This is a genomic window from Salinisphaera sp. T31B1 (genome assembly GCF_040361275.1).
GTDB lineage: Bacteria > Pseudomonadota > Gammaproteobacteria > Nevskiales > Salinisphaeraceae > Salinisphaera.
In genome coordinates, this window is sequence record NZ_APNH01000001.1 from 309,254 (window position 1) to 324,426 (window position 15,173).

The 15,173-nt window shown below is 63.3% G+C and carries 12 protein-coding genes; 3 read left to right on the forward strand and 9 right to left on the reverse strand.

The features are described from left to right. Positions 1-27 precede the first annotated feature (27 nt). From T31B1_RS01395 to T31B1_RS01420, 6 genes are all read right to left on the reverse strand, one after another. On the reverse strand, positions 28-951 hold the full coding sequence (locus tag T31B1_RS01395; RefSeq protein WP_353247667.1) for an ABC transporter permease subunit: 924 nt from the start codon (positions 949-951) through the stop codon (positions 28-30). Then, positions 920-1,834 carry an oligopeptide ABC transporter permease OppB gene (oppB, locus tag T31B1_RS01400; protein ID WP_353247668.1) on the reverse strand — a complete coding sequence of 305 codons (915 nt, stop codon included), beginning with the start codon at positions 1,832-1,834 and terminating at the stop codon, positions 920-922. Before oppB ends, T31B1_RS01395 begins: the two co-directional genes overlap by 32 nt. Positions 1,835-1,856: 22 nt before the next feature. Beyond that, positions 1,857-3,509, reverse strand: a complete 1,653-nt coding sequence (locus tag T31B1_RS01405) for a peptide ABC transporter substrate-binding protein (RefSeq protein WP_353247669.1) — start codon at positions 3,507-3,509, stop codon at positions 1,857-1,859. Between the two features lie 72 nt (positions 3,510-3,581). Next, entirely contained in the window at positions 3,582-5,495 is a 1,914-nt protein-coding gene (gene mnmG / locus T31B1_RS01410; protein ID WP_353247670.1) for a tRNA uridine-5-carboxymethylaminomethyl(34) synthesis enzyme MnmG, read from the reverse strand. Between the two features lie 15 nt (positions 5,496-5,510). Beyond that, a complete protein-coding gene (locus T31B1_RS01415; RefSeq protein ID WP_353247671.1) occupies positions 5,511-6,296 on the reverse strand; it encodes an SDR family NAD(P)-dependent oxidoreductase in 786 nt (261 codons plus the stop codon). A gap of 27 nt (positions 6,297-6,323) precedes the next feature. Further along, positions 6,324-7,583: an RbtT/DalT/CsbX family MFS transporter gene (locus T31B1_RS01420; RefSeq protein WP_353247672.1), complete on the reverse strand. Its 1,260-nt coding sequence runs from the start codon at positions 7,581-7,583 to the stop codon at positions 6,324-6,326. A gap of 156 nt (positions 7,584-7,739) precedes the next feature. Here T31B1_RS01420 and T31B1_RS01425 point away from each other — a divergent pair, with 156 nt between their 5' ends. Then, positions 7,740-8,429 (forward strand): class II aldolase/adducin family protein, encoded by a 690-nt coding sequence (locus tag T31B1_RS01425; protein ID WP_353247673.1) that lies wholly within the window; start codon positions 7,740-7,742, stop codon positions 8,427-8,429. A gap of 133 nt (positions 8,430-8,562) precedes the next feature. On the opposite strand, the gene T31B1_RS01430 is transcribed toward T31B1_RS01425, so the two are convergent. Continuing rightward, complete coding sequence (locus T31B1_RS01430) at positions 8,563-9,606, reverse strand: carbohydrate kinase family protein (protein ID WP_353247674.1); 1,044 nt, start codon at positions 9,604-9,606, stop codon at positions 8,563-8,565. A 9-nt stretch (positions 9,607-9,615) separates the two neighbouring features. Between T31B1_RS01430 and T31B1_RS01435 the strand changes: the two genes are divergently transcribed. Further along, complete coding sequence (locus T31B1_RS01435; RefSeq protein ID WP_353247675.1) at positions 9,616-10,377, forward strand: DeoR/GlpR family DNA-binding transcription regulator; 762 nt, start codon at positions 9,616-9,618, stop codon at positions 10,375-10,377. A 53-nt stretch (positions 10,378-10,430) separates the two neighbouring features. Here T31B1_RS01435 and T31B1_RS01440 read toward each other — a convergent pair whose 3' ends face one another. Then, positions 10,431-11,840, reverse strand: a complete 1,410-nt coding sequence (locus tag T31B1_RS01440; RefSeq protein WP_353247676.1) for a DUF945 family protein — start codon at positions 11,838-11,840, stop codon at positions 10,431-10,433. A 181-nt stretch (positions 11,841-12,021) separates the two neighbouring features. Between T31B1_RS01440 and T31B1_RS01445 the strand changes: the two genes are divergently transcribed. Continuing rightward, positions 12,022-13,743, forward strand: a complete 1,722-nt coding sequence (locus T31B1_RS01445) for a sugar phosphorylase (RefSeq protein WP_353247677.1) — start codon at positions 12,022-12,024, stop codon at positions 13,741-13,743. A 19-nt stretch (positions 13,744-13,762) separates the two neighbouring features. On the opposite strand, the gene T31B1_RS01450 is transcribed toward T31B1_RS01445, so the two are convergent. Then, complete coding sequence (locus T31B1_RS01450) at positions 13,763-15,001, reverse strand: GGDEF domain-containing protein (RefSeq protein ID WP_353247678.1); 1,239 nt, start codon at positions 14,999-15,001, stop codon at positions 13,763-13,765. Positions 15,002-15,173: the final 172 nt, after the last annotated feature.

The following is a 15,173-nucleotide window of genomic DNA, read 5'->3' on the forward strand; positions in this document are numbered from 1 at the left end:
CGCCTGCGTACCAGGCCGCGACGGGCCTCAGCGATCCTTCGGGTCAAGCGCATCCCGCAACCCGTCACCGATGAAGTTGAAGCAGAACAGCGTGGCCGCCAGAAACAGTCCCGGGACGATCAGCAGCCACGGCGCCCGGCTCATCTCGTCGGCCCCGTCCTTGATCAGTGCGCCCCACGAGGTGGCCGGCTCGGCCACGCCGAGACCGAGAAAACTCAGAAACGACTCGAACAGGATCACCTGCGGAATGGTCAGGGTGATATAGACCGCGACCACGCCCAGCAGATTGGGCACGATATGCCGGGCCACGATCACTGGCGCGGGCGCTCCGGCCATGCGTGCGGCCTCGATGAACGGCTGGCTCTTGAGCGCCAGCGTCTGGCCCCGGACGATACGCGCCATGTCCAGCCAGTTGATCGCACCGATGGCCACGAAGATCAGCAGGATATTGCGGCCGAAGAACACCATCAGCAGGATCACGAAGAACAGGAACGGCATCGCATAGAGGATATCGACGATACGCATCATCACGCCGTCGACCCGGCCGCCGGCATAGCCCGCGGTCGCGCCGTAGGCCACGCCGATGACCAGACTCACCAGCGTGGCCACCAGCCCGATCAGCAGCGAGATGCGCCCGCCTTCGAGCACGCGCACGAACAGATCACGACCCAGCCCGTCGGTGCCCAGCCAGTGCGCATCGGTCAGGGTCGGCGCTACCCAGATCGCTCCATAGTCCTGGGTGAAGTAGTCGTGCGGGGAGACCCACGGGCCGATCACGCACGCCACGACGATCATCCCCAGCAGCGCGGCCGATACCAGCGCGGCCTTGTTGGCCGCCAGGCGACGCAGGGCATCCGAGAACAGGCTGCGCCCGCGCACGGCCGGCTCAGCTGCCCCGGACGGCGCGGCCTCGGCGCGCTCAGTAGGTGACACGGGGATCCAGCCAGCCATACAGCAGATCGACCAGCAGATTGAACAGCACGATCAGGATGCCGTAGAACAACACCACGCCCATCACCAGTGTGTAGTCGCGGTTGAGCGCGCCCTGGACGAAGAACTGGCCCAGACCCGGAATACCGAAGATGGTCTCGATGACCACCGAACCGGTGACGATACCGGCCGCCGCCGGTCCGAGAAACGACACTACCGGCGTCAGCGCACCCGGCAGGGCGTGGACACAGATCACCCGGGCCTTGGACAGTCCCTTGGCCCGGGCCGTTCGTACGTGGTTCGAGCGCATGACCTCGATAGTCGCCGCCCGGGTCAGACGCGCTACGTAAGCCATCATCGCCGTGCCCAGTGCGAGCACCGGCATGACGAAGTTCTGCCAGCCCCCCAGCCCGCCGGCCGGCAGCCAGTCGTTATACACTGCGAATGCCAGGATCATCAGTGGCGCCAGCACGAAATTGGGGATCGAGATCCCCAGCATCGCCACCGTCATTGCTGCGTAGTCCGCGGTCTTGTTCTGGCGCAGCGCCGCCGTCATGCCCAGCGGAATGCCGAGCGCGAGCGCGAACGCCAGCGAAGCGGCTCCGAGCGTGGCCGAGACGGGAAAGCCGGCGGCGATGAGCTGGTTGACGGTGACATCGCGGTACTGGAACGACGGGCCGAAATCGAAATGCGCCACGTCCCAGAGATAGCGGCCGTACTGCACGGCCAGCGGATCGTCCAGATGGTATTTCGCCTCGAGATTGGCCCGAACCTGAGGTGGTAGTTCGCGATCGGCATCGAACGGCCCGCCGGGGGCGAGCCGCATCATCACGAACGCCAGCGTGAGCAGTATGAACAGCGTGGGCACGGCGCCGAGCAGGCGCTTGAACGCATAGGCCGCCATCAGGAACGCGTCGACCGGGCACTCATGGTTCGATCGCCAGATCCTTGCTGTAGTAGATATCCAGCGGATTGCCCTTGAAGCCGGTCACATACGGCTTGATCAGATACTTGCTGGTATAGAAATAGATCGGGATCACCGGGCTGTCGGCCAGCAGCGTGGCCTCGGCTTCATGCATGATCCGGTTGCGCTCGGCGCCGTCGGGCATGTGGGCTGCCTGCGACTGCAGCCGGTCGTAGGTGTCGCTGTGATAGCCGGTGGCATTCAGACCGAAGCCCGAGTTCATCAACTCGAAGAAGGTGTTCGGATCGTTGTAGTCGCCGATCCAGGCCATGCGGAACGCCTGAGTATCGGCGCCCTGGCGGACCGAATCCAGATAGACCTTCCATTCCTCGTTGCGTAGCGTGACCTCGGCGCCCAGCACGCCGCGCCACATCGCCGAGATCACCGAAGCGATCTTCTTGTTGCCTTCGTTGCTGTTGTAGCGAATCTCTACCTGCAGAGGGTTGTCGGCGGAGTAGCCTGCCTGGGCGTAAAGCTCTTTGGCTTTGGCTTCGCGCTTGTCGTCGGTCAGGGTCGCCCACTTGAACTTGGCGCTGTCGTAGCCTTCGACGACCGACGGTATCCAGCTGTAGGCGGGCACTTCGTCGCCAAGGGTGATCTTGTCGACGATCACCTGACGGTCGATGGCCATGGACAGCGCCTGACGCAGCTTGGGCGCGTCCTTGAACGGCGGCCGGCGCAGATTCAGCCCGTAGTAGTAGACCCCGAGCGTCGGCACGGCATGAAATTGAGCCGGTATCTGGGTCTTGACGGTCTTGAGCCGCGACGGCGGGATCACGCCGGCCCAGTCCAGCTCGCCGGCCTGATAGCGTGACAGTTCGGAGTTGGCATCGGCGATCGGGTAATACTCGACGCGCGGAATCTTCACATGCTCGTGATCCCAGTACTGATCGTTGCGGGTCAGCGCGATCATCGAATTCACCCGCCAGCTGGTCATGGTGTAGGCGCCGTTGGTGACCGCATTGCCCGGCTGGGTGAACGCATCGCCGTGGGCCTCGATCGCCGGGCGATAGACCGGAAAACTGCTCGGGTGGGCCAATGTGCCCAGGAAATACGGCGTCGGCGCGGTCAGCCGAATCTGCAGATGCCGATCATCCAGGGCCCTCACCGCCAGCGTATCCGGCGCCGCCTCGCCAGCGATTATTTCGCGGGCCCCTTCGATGGGCAGGTGTAGCTGTGCATAGGGCGATGCCGTGGCCGGGTCGACCGCCCGCCGCAGGCTGTAGACATAGTCGCCGGCGGTGACCGGTTCGCCGTTGGACCAGCGCGCATTGCCGCGCAGCGTGAAGGTGTAGGTCAGTTCGTCGTCGCTGAGCTGCCAGGACTCGGCGTCGCCCGGCTCGACCTCGCCGGACGGCGATATCGACACCAGCCCTTCGTACAGATCGCGGATGATGTTGGCCGCCGGCACGCCCCGCGCCGAATGCGGGTCAAGCGTACCGGGCTCGGCGCCGTTGCCGCGACGCAGCACCGCCTGCCCGTCCTCGTCGATCTCCGGCGTGATCTTGACCGGGAAACTTCCCGTATCGTCTTCACCGCCGCCGCAGCCCGACAACAGCGCCAGGGCGCCGACGACAAGAATGAACAAAGCGCGCGCGAGCGGGTGCGAGGGCATCGGCAAAGCGTGGCCGGTGGTGTGTATGACGCCGAGACTACACGAAAATCCGGGCGAATCCCGGCATCGAGATCAAGCGCTCCGAGCCAGCCGCCGGCCGGTCTTTTTGAGGTGGACGAGCAGCAGCGAAACAGCCGCCGGCGTCATCCCCGGTATACGGGCTGCCTGACCCAGCCGTGCCGGGCGCACGTCGGCCAGCTTGCCCTGCAATTCGCGTGACAGCCCCGAGACCTCGGCGTAGTCGAGATCCGCGGGCAGCTCTGTGGCTTCGTGGGCCGCGGCCCGTTCGATCTCGGCGTTCTGGCGGTCGATATAGCCGGCGTACTTGGCCTGGATCTCGACCTGTTCGCTGACCATCTCCACGGCTTCGGCATCCAGCGCGCCCGAATCGGCACGGCCGACGCGCTCGATCGCGGTGACCGCGGCATGGTCCAGACCCGGACGCTTGAGCAGATCCGCCGCCGGCGTCGCCTGCTTGAGCGGATCGCCCAGCACGGCCCGGCCCTCGTCGGCGAGATCGGACGGCCGCACCACGATCGCGGCCAGACGCGCCTGTTCGGCGGCCACGGCCTCGGCCCGAGCCGTGAAGTCCGCCCAGCGCACGTCGTCGACCAGGCCCATGTCGCGGCCCAGCGGGGTGAGGCGCGTATCGGCGTTGTCCTCACGCAGCAACAGCCGATACTCGGCCCGTGACGTGAACATTCGGTAGGGCTCCTGCGTACCGCGCGTGACGAGATCGTCGACCAGCACGCCCAGATAGGCTTCATGGCGGCCCGGCCACCATGCCGGCTGGCCCATTGCGGCACGGGCGGCGTTGATCCCTGCCAGCAGGCCCTGCGCGGCGGCCTCCTCGTAGCCGGTCGTCCCGTTGATCTGGCCGGCGAAATACAGCCCGGCGATCGCGCGCGTCTCGAGGCTGTGGGCCAGCGCACGCGGGTCGAAGTAATCGTACTCGATCGCATAGCCGGGACGCGTGATATGCGCGTTCTCGAAGCCGACGATACTCCGTACCACGCGCATCTGCGTTTCAAAGGACAGGCTCGTGGAGATGCCGTTGGGATAGACCTCGGCCGAGTTCAGGCCTTCGGGCTCGATGAATATCTGGTGGCTGTCCTTATCGGCAAAGCGCACCACCTTGTCTTCGATCGACGGGCAATAGCGTGGCCCGACGGAGTCGATCCGCCCGGAATACATGGCCGACTCGCCGATATTGTCGCGAATGATCGCGTGGCTGGTCTCGTTGGTATGCGTGATATGACAACACACCTGGCGGGGATGCTCGGCGCGCCGCCCCATGAACGAAAACACCGGCGCCGGCGTATCGCCCGGCTGTTCGGCCAGACGCGCATAGTCGATCGTCTTGGCATCGATCCGTGGCGGCGTACCGGTCTTGAGCCGGCCCACTGGCAGCGCCAGATCGCGCAGCCGCTCGGCGAGCGCGTTGGACGGCGCATCACCGGCGCGGCCGCCGCCGAACTGGCGATGCCCGATATGGATCGTGCCGCCCAGAAACGTGCCGACCGTAAGAATCACCTGACGGGCATGAAAGGCCAGACCCATCGTGGTCATGACACCGGCAACGTGATGATCGTCGACGATCAGATCGGCCACCGACTGCTGGAACAGGGCCAGGTTCGGCTGGTTTTCCACCATGCGCCGAACGGCGGCCTTGTAGAGCGCGCGATCGGCCTGGGCCCGTGTCGCCCGCACCGCCGGGCCCTTGCGGGCATTCAGACGGCGAAACTGAATGCCGCCGACATCGGCGGCTCGCCCCATGACGCCGCCCAGCGCATCGATCTCGCGCACCAGGTGCCCCTTGCCAATGCCGCCGATGGCCGGGTTGCAGGACATCTGACCGATCGTCTCGATATTATCGGTCAGCAGCAGCGTACGCCGGCCCATGCGGGCCGCCGCCATGGCCGCCTCGGTGCCGGCATGGCCGCCGCCGACCACGATCACGTCGAAATGAGTCTGGCTTGCTGACATACAGCGAAAACGGAGTCAGTTGAAACGAATGCCGCCGTCCACGTTCAAGGCCTGGCCGGTGATGAAATCCGCGTGCGGCGATGCGAAGAAGTATACAGCGCCGACCAAATCCTCGGGCTGGCCGAGCCGGCGCAATGCGGTCGTGGTTTCCCAGTGCCGAACCGCAGCGTCATCGCCGAGGTTGTTGCGCCCCATCTCAGTCAGAATGATACCAGGACAGATCGCGTTGACCGTGATTCCGAACGGCCCTAACTCTTTGGCCAGAACGCGTGTGAGCGACACGACCGCTCCCTTGGTGGAGGCATAGTGCCCCTGTTCAACCGCACCACCTCGTGCGGCGATCGACGCCACGTTGACGATACGGCCAGCGCGACGCTTCTTCATGTAGGGCGTTATTGCCTGACACATGAGAAACACGCCTTTGACATTTACATCGAAATGCTGGTCCCAGTCGTGCTCGTCCAGATCTTCCAGCAGCGCGCGCTTGAGTATTCCGGCATTGTTCACCAGCAAATCGATCTGACCGAAATCGGCGCTCGCGCGCTCGATCATCGCAACGACCTGGGACTTGCGACTGACGTCGACCGTGTATGCGCGACCGGTCTGCCCCTTAGCGGTTATCTGCTGTTCGACGTCGCGCAGACCGGTCTGACAGCTGTCCAGGTCGGCCAGCGCAATATCGTAACCAAGGCCCGCGAGACCGATAGCCAAAGCCTTGCCGATGCCTCGACTGGCTCCGGTGATGAGCGCCGCCGGTGCACGTGTGCCCTGCGAATTGGCCGCATTGTTCTGCTCTGCCATTAGGTATGCCTCCTGCTGCAATGACGTTTAAACCGCGGGAACGTGCCGCTGCTCGTTACGGGTTTCATCCAGGCTCATGAACCGGGTCAACACCATGCTCACCAGGTACAGGCCAGCAAATGCCCAGACCACGCCCTCAGGGCCGAGCGGTTCAATGAGCAGACCCACGATGGCCGGCCCCACGAAGACGGCCAGGCCGGCCGCGAGATTCAGAACCGCAAGTGCCGCACCGGCGTGTCTGGGCTCGAGTGTCGGCACCAGCGCGGACAGCGGGACGTAGCCGGCCAGCGCGATACCGTAGGCAACCGACAGAAGCATCATCAGCCAGTAACTGCCGGTCCAGACAGGGATGTAATAGAAGCCGAGCACGCAGAGTGCGCAGAGAAAACCGCCGCCCCAGATGATGGTCCGCTGCCAACCTATGCGGTCACCGATCGCACCGGCCACCAAATTGGCCAGGATGTTGCTGAAAGCGTGTGCCGCCCAGATCTGCAGCCATGCGCTACGGGTAAAGTCTTGCTCGACCATGAACGTCGGCATGAACGCTAAAAAGCCGAAGACCGACACCGTATTGATGATTCTCACCAGCCCACCGAAGCCGATCTTGTAGTTCTCGAACGGCAAGGTAATACCTTTCAGAAGGGCGGCCATTTCGACGCCACGGCGGCCGCCCTCCCCTACTGCCATATCCTTGCGAGCGTTCAGAATCGTATACAGCGCAATGGCCGCCCCGGCCAAGGTGAACACGGGCCCGGTCCAGAGCAGCTCGATCGGACTCAAATGCAATCCCGAGAACGCGATATCCGAATACCAAGTGCCCAAAAAGGAGAAGCCGCCTGCCCAGCAAAACCAGAACCAGCCGACCGCCTTGCCGAGCGCGGCTTTGTCGGTCGACCGCGCGACGACGACTAGAAACGAATAGGAGAACAGCGGATAACCGAACCCGCGTATGGCGTAACTGCAAAGCAACACGGGATACGACGCGCCGGCGTTGAGGGCCGGAATGAACAAAAGACTGCCGATGATGAACAAGGCCGCACCTGCCGACATCGTCACCTTGGGACCGAGCGCTTCAGTCAGCACTCCAGACAACCAAGCAGCGAAAGCGACCACGAGCCCATACCCGGCGAAGATGCTTGCGGCCTGAGGCTGAGTGAGGCCGTGCGTTACGAAATAGTCCTGTAGCCACGCTACCTCCAAGCCGTCGCCGATCATGAACACGATGACGCCGAGATAACCCGGCGCGAGCTTCGGCGGGATACCCGCTCTCGAAAGTAAAGCAAACACAGGCTCCTCCTCTTACGGTCTTGATCTGTTTTTCTGCGTTATAGCATCCCCAGAAACACAACACAACAAAATCAATCAAACTTGTAATTGTTTTGTTTTGTTGTTTTTGATGTGCGCGGTCTTTACAATGAAGGCCTGTTCGACTCGGAACCCGCTATGAACCAGAACGATCTGGAACAATCACTTCGTCGGTCGATCTGCGATATCGGTCGACGCATGTACGCGCGCGAGATGGGTGCTGCCAACGACGGCAACATCAGCGTGAAGCTTGATGAGGAACGGCTCTTGTGCACTCCGTCCGGGGTGTCGAAGGGATTCATGTCGCCGGAAATTCTGTGCATCGTGGATTACGAGGGCCAGGTGCTGGATGCCCACCCGGAACACAGCAAACCCTCATCCGAACTGAAAATGCACTTGCGCGCCTACCGCGAGCGGCCCGATATCAGCGCCGTCGTTCACGGCCACCCGCTTTATGCGACGGCTTTCGCCGTGTGTGGCAAGCCGCTGAACCAGCAGATCATGCCCGAAGCCACCATCTCGCTCGGCGAGGTGCCGGTCGCACCGTTTGCCTTACCCTCGACCGAGGATCTTCCTCGATCTATCGCGCCGTATCTTGCGAGTCACGATGCGGTATTACTCGAGAACCACGGCGCCGTCACCGTCGGCATAAATCTACAAGCCGCTTATTTCAAGCTCGAGACGCTCGAGTTCTATGCCAAGGTATTGCATATCGCTAACAGCATGGGCGGGCCGAACGCGTTCGACGAACAGACGCTTGAACAACTTGTGAACTTGCGTCGTGACCGGTTCAAAAAGCCGGGCCGTCATCCCCTGATCGACGGGTGAACCGCCAACGGCCGCAGCAGCACCGTTGGGTGTACGCGCATACGGTCGCCCAAGGGATATGCCCGAAACCCGCCGCGGTATCTAGCCTGGCCAATACTCGCCTATACCGCGGCCGGGATAGGGCCTCGCACAATCAGGCATTCGCGAACCTGCGATAGTGCTGCTCGGCGAGCGCCTTGGTTTCCTGTCGCGACACGATGCCTGCATCGGAACCCAGCCCGGTCGCGACGAGGGCTGAGGCAGCGGTCGCGAAATAGCCGCAGAACTCGAGATCCCAACCCTGATCAAGCGCCACGATCAGCCCCGCAGAATAAGCGTCGCCACAACCCGTGGTATCCAGAATCTCGATTTGCTGAATTGCCGGAATGCGGTGGCAGGCCCCATCGGCGGCCCGGATATAGCTGCCCTGCGCGCCCAGGGTGATACAACAATGACCGGCGCCCAGCGCGATGTAATGCTCGGCGGCGGCCTCGACGTCTTCGTAACCCGTCAACCGGGAGACCTCTTCGATACTCGGTACGTAATAGTCCACATAGGGCATCAGCGGATCGACCAACGCAGAGACTTCGGCGCGGGCGCCGATGAGATCTAGCGTGGTAATACAGTCCGCCTGTTTCGCCTGAGCCAGAAAATTCCGGCTCGCCGGGCCGTCGAATGCATCGAGGCGGCCGGTGCCGCCCAGATGCACGAAATCGCTCTCAACCGCGCGCATCAGATCCGCCGGCGATGGCGAGAAAGCCGACGACGCACCCGGAGCATGCCATGCGCTACGCTCTCCAGAAGGGAGAATCGGCAGTATCGTGGACGATGTGGTGGTATCCGCAAGGCGTTGCATAAATGCGGTCTCGATGCCGTGCCGACGCATGAGGTCAAGCAGGACGTCGGCATTGTCGTCCGACCCGACCGCCCCGAAGCCGACGGTCTGCATACCCAGTTTGGCGCAGTCCACGGCCGTACCGCCTGCGGTGCCCGCCACCGTAAGCCGTATTTCATCGATACGATCAGAGCTGCCGACAGGCGGCATCTGGCTCATATGGCGCCCGAGCACGTCCAATATGTACAGTCCCACTACGCTAACCGTGCCTGCCATCCGAATGCCTTTATCTGTTGGACTTGGCCTAAACCAAGAACCTGACAATAAACAATATCGGAACCTATCACAGAAAAACAAAGGCAAACAGATTTAATGCTCGCACTCGAACGCCAGCAGCAGATCCTGGATTCTCTTTACCGAGAGAAACGTCTTTATGTATCGGCGTTAAGCAAACGGTTCAACGTCACGCCCGAGACCGTGCGTCGCGACTTGGAAAAGCTGGAGCAACGCGGTTTTCTACAGCGCACTTACGGCGGGGCGGTCATTGATCGCAAGAACAGCCAAGAGCTCCCCTACAAGGAGCGACAGACAATCAACCAGTCGCTGAAACAGACCATCGCGAGCCTGGCGGTCCAATGCATTGGCGATGGCGACCACATCATGCTGGATGCCACCTCGACGGCATACGAACTGTTGGCTGCGACGCATCACTTCAACAATTTGACGATCACCACCAACTCAGCGCGGATCGCTGCCGAGTGTGCAGATTCGCCTCACAATATCGTGACGCTCGGCGGCGAACTGCGTAAACGCTCGATGTCGTACACCGGTTCGCTGACCGAAGAATACGCACGTCATTTCAATGGAGACATCTGCTTTTTCAGCTGTCGCGGCATTCACCCATCGCGTGGCATTACCGAGGCAACGCTGAGCGAGGCGCGGGTAAAGCGCGCCATGCTGGAGCAATGCGACCGTCGGATATTACTGGTCGACCATACGAAATTCGACAAGACCACTTTCGTGAACCTTTGCGATTTCAATCAACTGGATGTGATCGTCACCGACAAGCCGCTCTCTGCCGAATGGGAGGATAAGCTGGCGGGCCTGGGAATCAGGCTGATCGCGGGTTCTTGATCGGTAGCGCGCAAGATGCGGAACGACCCGGGCATGCGCTACCGGCTGTGCTCCTATAAGCGCGCCCGGGCGGTCTCGAACTGGTCGACCAGACTCTGCCAGCCGATCTGATTGCGGCCATTCAGACGAAGACGGCCGGCCTCGATGGTCAGCGCCAGGCGATAGACCGTCTCGTCCGGTCGGCGCTCGATCAAACCCTGGCCGACGAGTTCCCCCAGGGCGCGGTCAATATCCGTCTCTTCGATGTCGTAGGGCGAGCGGCCGTTGGCGAGCATCACCTGAACGGCCAGGTCCCGTGCGATGGCCACCGGTAGCGATACCGCCAGATCCACGTTCAACTGGGACACGGCGTCGGCCAGCAGACGCACGGGGCGCAGGGTTTCAGGTGCGACGATACGCATATGCGCGTCGATCACCCCGCGCTCGGTGACCACATTCAGCCGCTGGATATCGAGCGCTGCGCGATTGGCCAGCACGCCAGGCAACCACTGACGATACAGCCGCGCTCGGACCTCCGGCACGATCAGGCCACGAGCGTCGTACAGATTACCGAGCGCCTCGCCCAGGCTCTGGACGGCCATCGGATCGATATGCTTCAGATCAGCCTGCACGGCGACCGGCCCGCCGCGCAGGTCATCGACAACCCAGCTTTCCGCATGCAGCTCAGCATGACCGCTCAGGCCGGAGCCTGGCCGCGCGTCGGCGGCCATCGGCTGCCAGCGCATGCGCAGATCGCGTATCTGGCCGGCGCTGCCCATACCGTCGGCCAGCGTCAGGGCGGCCATATTCAACCGGGTGGCCGCGGCCGTTGCAGACGTGGCCGGGGCATGATCCAGCGTCAGGTCCCGCCAGACGAACTGCGCGCCTTGCTCTGCCAGCAATCGCAGCTGCGGCGCCTTCAGGTCGACGCTCGACACGCCGCCGGTCATCGACTGGGCGATGTTCCCCGTCACGGCATCGAGATCGAGATGCGCCTGACGCTGGCGACGAGAGATTTCAGTGCGGGTGCCGGCCATTTTGAGCGCGGTGCGAGCCTGGCCATCGAAACCCACGCGCGTGATCAGCCCCACGGGCGGCAATTCAGGCTCGAAGACTCGCCGCGGCCAGAGCGTGGACAGATCGAGCCGGGTTTCGACTACGCCCAGGCTGGGGGTCAGCCCATGGCCCGGCTCGATCGGCGCGTTGAAGGCAATGGGCCCGTGATGAATACGACTGGTCAGCGTCACGCTCGGACACGGCGGGCCGGCGCACAAGGGCCCGGACAGGGCCACCCGTATCGTGGCATCGGACGTGAACCAGCCGCGTGTCAGTCGCGACGAGACCACCTCCAGCAGCCCGGGACGCTGGAGACGAGCCACCGACTGGTCGAACTCACGCGCCAGATAGAGTCCGGTGAGTGCCGGCGCACCAACCGCCAGAGCGGCCAGCACCAGCAACCCGACGATCAGCGTACGTACGATCACGAGCTAGGCGAACCGTGTTGGCCGGCATCCGCCATTCGACGAGTGATCGCGCCTGCCCGCCGAAAAAAACCCACGTTCATGGCTGCTCCCACCGTGCCGCGGCCCGCCGACCACTGTGAGTTCATGATAGAGCCGGCGCCGTCATAATGCATGCTGGCACATCTTTTGTATCGCTCAATTCATGCCCGATACCCAAGCGCATAATGCATCGCCGGCCTCGCACGACGCCCTGGTCGACTGGCTGGAACCACTCTACGGCCAGGCCGGGGCCGAGCACTGTATCGACACGGCAGTCGAAGCGGCCCACCGACACGGACTGCCGCTCGAGGCGAGCACCGATATCGATGCCTCGTTCAACGTGATGATCACCTACGGCGATATCGTGCAGCGGCCGGGAGAGGCGCCGCTGCATACGCTCGGTCGGTTCATGGCCGATCACCTGGCGCATACCATTGCCGCGGTGCATATCCTGCCGTTCTATCCGGAAAGCTCCGACGACGGGTTTTCGGTGATGGACTATCGCGCGGTCAACCGCGATCTGGGCAGTTGGGCCGACGTGACCGCGCTCGGCGCCGAACACCCGCTCATGTTCGACCTCGTGCTCAACCACGCCTCGCGCAAGGGTCAATGGTTCGCCAACTATCTGGGCGACGTCGATCCGGGCCGCCACTATTTCATCGAGGTCGACCCGAACACCGACCTGCGCGCGGTGGTTCGGCCTCGCAGCACCCCGTTGCTGGCCGAAGTCGCCACCGCGCGCGGCACGCGGCATCTGTGGGCCACCTTTTCGGACGATCAGATCGACCTGAACTTCGCCAATCCCGAGGTGTTGTGCGAGTTCATCGATATCATCTTTGAATACGTCGCCCGTGGCGCGCGCCTGCTGCGCCTGGATGCCGTGGCCTTCCTCTGGAAGGAGCTCGGCACCGCCTGTATCCACCTGCCCCAGACCCATCGCCTGATCAAGTTCCTGCGCGCCCTGCTGAGTCGCTACGCACCGGGCGTGCTGCTGATCACCGAAACCAACGTACCGCACGCCGAGAATATCTCGTATCTGGTAGACGGCGACGAGGCCCATGTGGCCTATCAGTTCCCGCTGCCACCGCTGATCGCCGATGCGCTGATCAGCGGCAGCGCGGCCAATCTGACCGATTGGGCAGCAAGCCTGCCTGCACTGCCCGACGGCTGTCATTTTCTCAACTTCACCGCCAGCCACGACGGCATCGGCCTGCGGGCGGTCGAGACCATCCTGGACGCCGAGGCGATCCAGCGCCTGGTCGACGCCGTACGCGAGCGCGGCGGCTTCGTGTCCACACGCGCCATCGCCGACGGCACGCACAAGCCATACGAACTGAATATCTCGTACTACGATCTGTTCGGCACCGGAGAGGATTACGACAGCGACGCCCATATCGCCCGATTCATCTGCAGCCAGGCGATCGCCATGGCGTTGGCCGGCATTCCGGCGCTGTATTTCCACAGCCTGGTAGGCACTCGCAACGACCTGACCGGGGTCGAGCAGACCGGGCGTTATCGCACTATCAACCGTCGTCGCTGGGACGTCGGCGAACTCGGCCATCGGCTGGAGGCCGACGGACATCACGCCCGCGTATTCTTTCGTCTCAAACGGCTGCTGGCCGTACGTGCACGCCAGCCGGCGTTTCACCCTGACGCCGCCCAGCAGATCATCGACCTGGGCCCGTCGCTGTTCGCCGTTCAGCGCCGAGCCGAGGGACAGACGCTGCTGGCCCTGCACAACGTCACCGCCGAACCGGTACCGGTGCCGGCCCACGTATTGCCCGAGGCCCGCGTTCGGCGCAACGTCACCGCCGGCACCGACATCGCCGGTGCTACGCGTTCGATCACGCTCGCGCCTTTCGAAGTCGCCTGGATCAGCAGCTGAGCCGGCCGCCGAGCGCGGGTCAGGCCGGTTTAGAGAGTGTCTTGTATACCCCGTTGACGACCTGATTTCGCCCGCCGCGCTTGGCCTCGAACAGCAGCCGATCGGCGGTGGCCAACACCGCGGAGAGCGAATCGTCGGGTTCCGGCGCGCTGACGTAGCACATGCCGATGCTCACGGTCAGCCAGGCAGACGCGGCCGCACGCTTGTGGGGGATATGCAATGCCTGGATCGCCGAACGCAGGTTATCGGCATGCTCGGCTAGGCGGGCGGGATCGTTGTCGATCCACAGAACGGTGAACTCCTCGCCGCCATAGCGCCCGCAGACATCCAGCGGCCGTCGCGCGTACGACTCGATCATCTGGGCCACCTCGCGCAGCGAACGATCGCCCACGGGGTGCCCGTAGGCATTGTTGTAAGAGCCGAATTCGTCGATATCGATCATCGCCAGACCGTAGCCGACGCCTTCTCGAACGGCATGGGCATGGCCGACCGTCAGCGCACTCTCCAGCGCGGTGCGATTGAACAGGCCGGTCAGCCCGTCGCGACGGGAGACGAGCTGCAGCAGGCGCCGATCCAGCCACGAGCCGCGCAGAAAATGCTCGGACGCGTACTGGATATAACCGGCCAGCAGCGCGAGCGTGCCGGCCGCGGCCATATGATAATAGGCCGGTCGCTGCGGCTGGACGAGCAGGGTTTCGGCCAGCAGCACGCCGACCGCCAGAGCGGCGCCGGTGGGAATCATCACCCAGGCACGGATACGCCCGAGCGCGACCAGTCCGATAAAGCTCACGCTGATGAACTCGATCGGAAAATCCACGCCGTGCCGGTTGAGCAACACGCGCGTGGCGATCAGACCCAGGCTGATACACACGAACTGGCCGGCCATCACCAGTTCGGTGGCCTGTGCCAACGGACGCCACCAGCACCAGGCGAGCGCCCCGAGCAGCACCGGGATCATGCCGACATATTGAACCAGCCGAACCGCGGTCATCGCGTCGGTGGGCAGATTGAACAGCAACCGATCGAGTACGGGAGCAATCAATAGGGTCAGGGCGCCGATTGCGAGCAGCGCCATGCGATTGTTGCGCGCGCTGCGGTTCAGATAGCGCACGAATTCGCGCTCCAGCGCCGGCTCGAAGCGCAGCCAGCCAAAGCCCCGATCCAGCTGACGCCGGATCGCACCGATCATCCACGGCGCGCCGCGCACGTTGTCGATACGCTCGACGGGGTCGATCGCATGATCGCGAACTCTCGGCATACGGTAGACGGATCGGCCGGGTGAAAGGCACGCTTGATAGCACGTCCGCCGTACCGCTGCCTGAACACACCCTCCAGGTCCTTTTACAACAGTGGCCTAGCCACGACCAGACCGCCCGGTTCCGCGCACGCGACGTATGCCCTGCGTTCAGGCTTACCGCCGCGTTCGGCGC